The following is a 3,966-nucleotide window of genomic DNA, read 5'->3' on the forward strand; positions in this document are numbered from 1 at the left end:
GAGCTGAGCACCGCCGCCCCGGCCGCGTCCGCGGCCGCCGCGACTTCCCGGACAGCGTCGGTGAAGCGCGCGTACCACCGGGCGGTCCCCTCGACGCGGGCCGGGTCCGAGGCGCCGCGCAGCAGCCGCTCCACCTCGGCCTCCTCGCCGGGCGAGTCGACGCGCACCGTCTCGCCCGGCGCGAACCGCGCCCCCTCCCGCAGCACCTCGCGCCACGGCAGGACGCGGGGCGCGGGCAGCCCCGCCGCCCGTACGGCCGCCGTGAAGAGCGTGACCCGCCGGTTGTCCGGATTGCCGACGACCGCGAAGCGGGGGAGGGGCCGGCTCATTCGGCGACGGCCGTGTAGCGCATGATCTCGCCGTCTTCCCACTCGTCCTCGTCGGCGTCGTCGTCCGAGAGGTCGAGCTCCACGCCGGACGGCTCCAGCGCCTCCCGAAGCCGCTGCCCCATCTCCTCCCCGATGTAGTTGTGGTGCAGATCGAGCCACTTGAGGTGGCCGAGGGACTGGCCTTCGAGCAGCGCCAGCGCGCCCTCGTCCGTGAGCACCCCCATCGACAGGTCCAGCGACTCCAGCCGGGCGACGACGGGCGCGGCGGCGACAGCGGCGGCGATCGCGTCCTGCTCCTCGCTGTTCTGGAGCCCGAGGTGACGCAGGTTCGGCAGGCGGTCGCCGGCGAGGAGGGGCGCGAGGTCCTCGACCGTGCAGTCGCCGCCGTACTCCTCGACGCCCAGCCACATCTCCAGGTACTCCAGGGCGGGCAGATCGCTGGCCCCGACGCCGCGGACCACGTCGGCGGGGAGACCGCCCGTCTCGAAGCTGAGCGTCCGCAGGTGCTCGTGGCGCACGGCCTGGAGGCTCAGGCCGGTGCCGCCCCGCACCCCGAACTCGCGCAGCGCGGGGTAGGCCGTGAGCACCGGCGTCACATCGGACTGCTCGATCCAGGAGATCTCCGCCTCCTCCATCTCCAGATCGCCGATGAAGACGGCCGCCAGGGCGGTCAGCCGGTCGCGCGCGGCCACCAGGCGGTCGACGACGCGGCTGGAGTCGTTGTCGTACGCCTCGCCCCACGGGCCGATGATGATCGCCCGCACGGCCGCGGTGTCCACCGTCTCCAGGAACCGCTCGAAGACGACCTCGAAGGGCTCCGGGTCTTCCCATATCCGGGTGGCGATCCGCCACGCCACACTCGCGGCGGCGGGCAGCTCGCCCTCGTGATCCGGCTCCGGGAAGTCGAAGACGGGCAGACCGTGCAGCTCTTGGAGGTGTTCGACATCGGGCATGGCAGAGCTCTCCTGACGCGTACGGACGGTGCAACCGCGGGAACGGCGTGCGAAGAGAGTTCTACCAAGAGCCACTGACAACGGCGCCGTCAGTCCCCGTCAGGCCCGGTCAGTGCCTGATCAACGCCCGGTCAGTGCCCGGCGGAACCGGTCGCGTCCGCCCGGTACGCCGGGTTCGCGGCCGGGACGTCACAGCTGTCCTTGAACCCCTGGCTGGTGATGCCGAACGCCGAGTTCACGCGGGACCGCAGGTTCTCCACCCCGATGACCGCGGTCAGCTCCACCAGCCGGGGCTCGTCGAGATGGCGGCGGAGCCGCTCGAACAGCGCGTCGTCGACGGTCGGCGGCGTGGACGTCATCGCCTCGGCGTACTCCATCACGTCCCGCTCCGCCGGGGTGTAGACCGCGCTGTCGCGCCAGACGGGGACGTCGCGCAGTTTCCTGGGGTCCATTCCGTGCCGGAAGCTCTCCCAGTACCCGAAGTCCATGCACCAGGAGCAGCCGACGTGGGCCGCCGCGGCCATCACGGCCAGCGTCTTGAGCCCGGCGTCCACCGTGTTCCACCTGGCGACGGACTGCTCCAGACGGCTGGTGGTGAGCAGCACGCGGGTGTGGTGCGACGCCGCGACCACCGGGTCGATTTCCGTGCCGAACCGGCGCTTGCAGACCCATGCCACGGCTCGGTAGGCGAGCGTGCGGCGTGGGCTGAGGGAGATGCGGGCCATGATGCTGCCTCCGGTGAGTGGTACGGGCTGTCGTCCTCGTCCGTACGACGGACCGGCCGCCATCCGGTGTGACATCGGGGCACGGTGCTCCTGAGGAGGGCCTCCGCCCCTACCGCGAGGCGTTCGGCAGCGGGGCGCCGTTCATCGGCGTGCTCGGCAGCAGCGCGGACCGCCGCTGCGGCGGCTCCTTGTCCGGGGACTCCCAGCGCGCACGTCCGGGGCGCTGCGCCCCGGGCGCCTTGGCGGCGACCGCGGACGGTTCGGCCCGCCGGTCGGCGGGTACGGGCGGCCCGGCGGCCTCCTGGCGGGGCGGCGGCGCGCCCGCCTGGAAGGCCACCAGCAGACCCGAGCCCGCGGCGCCCCGCACCTGGAGGTCGTAGATCTCGACCCCGGCGGCGGCGCGCGTCAGCTCGCGCAGGAGCGCGGAGACGACGCCGCGCGCCCCCATGCTCGCGGGCGGGGGAGCGGCGTCCTCGTAATCGGCGCAGGTCACCGCGCACTGCCTGCCGGTGACGTCGATGGAGAGGTGGTACTGCCGTTCCGGGCTGTGCTGCTCCATGAACCGGCAGGCGCCGCCGACGGCACGGGCCAGGGCGGCGGCGAGGCCGCCGTCGGCGCCGAGGGCCGACAGGGCGCCCCGCAGCAGCTCCGCGGCGATGGCGGCGCTGCCGTCGGTCCGGCGCACGGACACGGCCCAGCACATCGGCGCGGTGAGGAGGCGGGGTTGCGCGAGGAACGCCGACGCTGTCGGCTGCTGGTCCAATGACTTCACCTCGGCCGTGGGCGGCGGCGTCCGTAGACAGGTCAATGGCGCGCGATGCCGGGGGCCGGGGCACACCAACCCTAGAACCGCCGGGCCCGGCCCGACAGACGACTGTCGGACAGGTACGGGCGCGACGGGGCCGGACCCATGAACCGCGGGTCGCCCTGTGCGCCGGGCCCCGCACCCCCGCGCCGCCCGCCCCTCAGACGTCCCGCGCGCCGCTCACTCCCCGACGTCCCGCCGGTTCGACAGCGCCGCCTGCGCCAAGGGGGTGAGCGTACGGACCGTCACCGGCCCCTCCTCGGCCGCCCGGTCCAGGACGAGCCAGCCCTTGCCCGCCAAGGAGCGCAACTGGTCCCGCGCCTCGTTTCCCAGTTCCTCGGCCAGCTCGTCCTCCGACGGGCTGTCGCCCGCCGTCAGCCGCTCGTCGATCCGCAGGAGAAGCGCGTCCTCCTCCCCGGTGATGTTGAAGTCCATGGGGCGACCGTAAGCGCCCGCCGCGCGCCGCGCGTGCCGGCGAGCGTCGAGGACCATGGAGGCATGACAGCCGACGGCGAACTCTTCCCCCGACCGGTCACGGAGCCGGCCCCCGGCGCGGTCCATGTGCCGGGCTGGCTGGATCCCGACCAGCAGGTGCGGCTGCTGCACGCGTGCCGCGAGTGGGCCAGGCCGCCCGCCGGACTGCGGACCGTGACGATGCCGAACGGCGGCGAGATGTCGGTGCGCACGGTCGGGCTCGGCTGGCACTGGTTCCCCTACGGCTACGCCCGTACCGTCGTCGACGGCGACGGAGCGCCCGTCAAACCCTTCCCCGGCCGGCTGCGGGAGCTGGCGCAGCGCGCGGCGGAGGACGCCCTCGGGGCCGGCCCGGAGCCGTACGACATCGCGCTGATCAACTTCTACGGGCCCGACGCCCGGATGGGCATGCACCGCGACAGCGACGAGAAGTCGGACGCGGCCGTCGTCTCGCTGAGCCTCGGCGACGCGTGCGTCTTCCGGTTCGGCAACACGAGCGACAAGGGGCGGCCCTGGACGGACGTGGAGCTGCGCAGCGGCGACCTCTTCGTCTTCGGCGGCCCGTCCCGGCTCGCCTACCACGGGGTGCCGCGGACCTTCCCCGCGACCGCCCCGCCCGCGCTCGGACTGACCGGACGGCTCAATATCACGCTGCGCGTCAGCGGCATGTGACCGACGCG

The 3,966-nt window shown here is 73.9% G+C and carries 5 protein-coding genes and 1 pseudogene; 1 reads left to right on the forward strand and 5 read right to left on the reverse strand.

The window, feature by feature from the left end:
- The 5 genes and pseudogenes from ACFU99_RS36085 to ACFU99_RS36105 all read right to left on the reverse strand — a co-directional run.
- Window positions 1–329, reverse strand: a pseudogene (locus ACFU99_RS36085) (hypothetical protein); the annotation flags it as partial.
- Window positions 326–1,282 carry an STM4015 family protein gene (locus ACFU99_RS36090; protein ID WP_384400584.1) on the reverse strand — a complete coding sequence of 319 codons (957 nt, stop codon included), beginning with the start codon at window positions 1,280–1,282 and terminating at the stop codon, window positions 326–328. The pseudogene ACFU99_RS36085 and the gene ACFU99_RS36090, both read right to left, overlap by 4 nt.
- A gap of 131 nt (window positions 1,283–1,413) precedes the next feature.
- Window positions 1,414–2,007 carry a carboxymuconolactone decarboxylase family protein gene (locus tag ACFU99_RS36095; RefSeq protein WP_384400587.1) on the reverse strand — a complete coding sequence of 198 codons (594 nt, stop codon included), beginning with the start codon at window positions 2,005–2,007 and terminating at the stop codon, window positions 1,414–1,416.
- Window positions 2,008–2,116: 109 nt separating this feature from the next.
- Window positions 2,117–2,770, reverse strand: a complete 654-nt coding sequence (locus ACFU99_RS36100) for a hypothetical protein (RefSeq protein ID WP_384400590.1) — start codon at window positions 2,768–2,770, stop codon at window positions 2,117–2,119.
- 222 nt (window positions 2,771–2,992) lie between these two features.
- Window positions 2,993–3,247, reverse strand: coding sequence for a hypothetical protein (locus ACFU99_RS36105; protein ID WP_384400593.1), 255 nt, complete (start codon window positions 3,245–3,247; stop codon window positions 2,993–2,995).
- Window positions 3,248–3,310: 63 nt separating this feature from the next.
- Between ACFU99_RS36105 and ACFU99_RS36110 the strand changes: the two genes are divergently transcribed.
- Window positions 3,311–3,958 (forward strand): alpha-ketoglutarate-dependent dioxygenase AlkB family protein, encoded by a 648-nt coding sequence (locus tag ACFU99_RS36110; protein ID WP_384400595.1) that lies wholly within the window; start codon window positions 3,311–3,313, stop codon window positions 3,956–3,958.
- The last annotated feature ends 8 nt before the right edge of the window (window positions 3,959–3,966 follow it).

Source organism: Streptomyces sp. NPDC057654 (assembly GCF_042800135.1).
Classification (GTDB): Bacteria; Actinomycetota; Actinomycetes; order Streptomycetales; family Streptomycetaceae; genus Streptomyces.

Excerpts from the sequence above, each read along its gene's own strand:
- ACFU99_RS36090 (WP_384400584.1), bottom strand. The coding sequence starts at position 1,282 with ATGCCCGATGTCGAACACCTCCAAGAGCTGCACGGTCTGCCCGTCTTC.
- ACFU99_RS36095 (WP_384400587.1), bottom strand. The coding sequence starts at position 2,007 with ATGGCCCGCATCTCCCTCAGCCCACGCCGCACGCTCGCCTACCGAGCC.
- ACFU99_RS36105 (WP_384400593.1), bottom strand. The coding sequence starts at position 3,247 with ATGGACTTCAACATCACCGGGGAGGAGGACGCGCTTCTCCTGCGGATC.
- ACFU99_RS36110 (WP_384400595.1), top strand. The coding sequence starts at position 3,311 with ATGACAGCCGACGGCGAACTCTTCCCCCGACCGGTCACGGAGCCGGCC.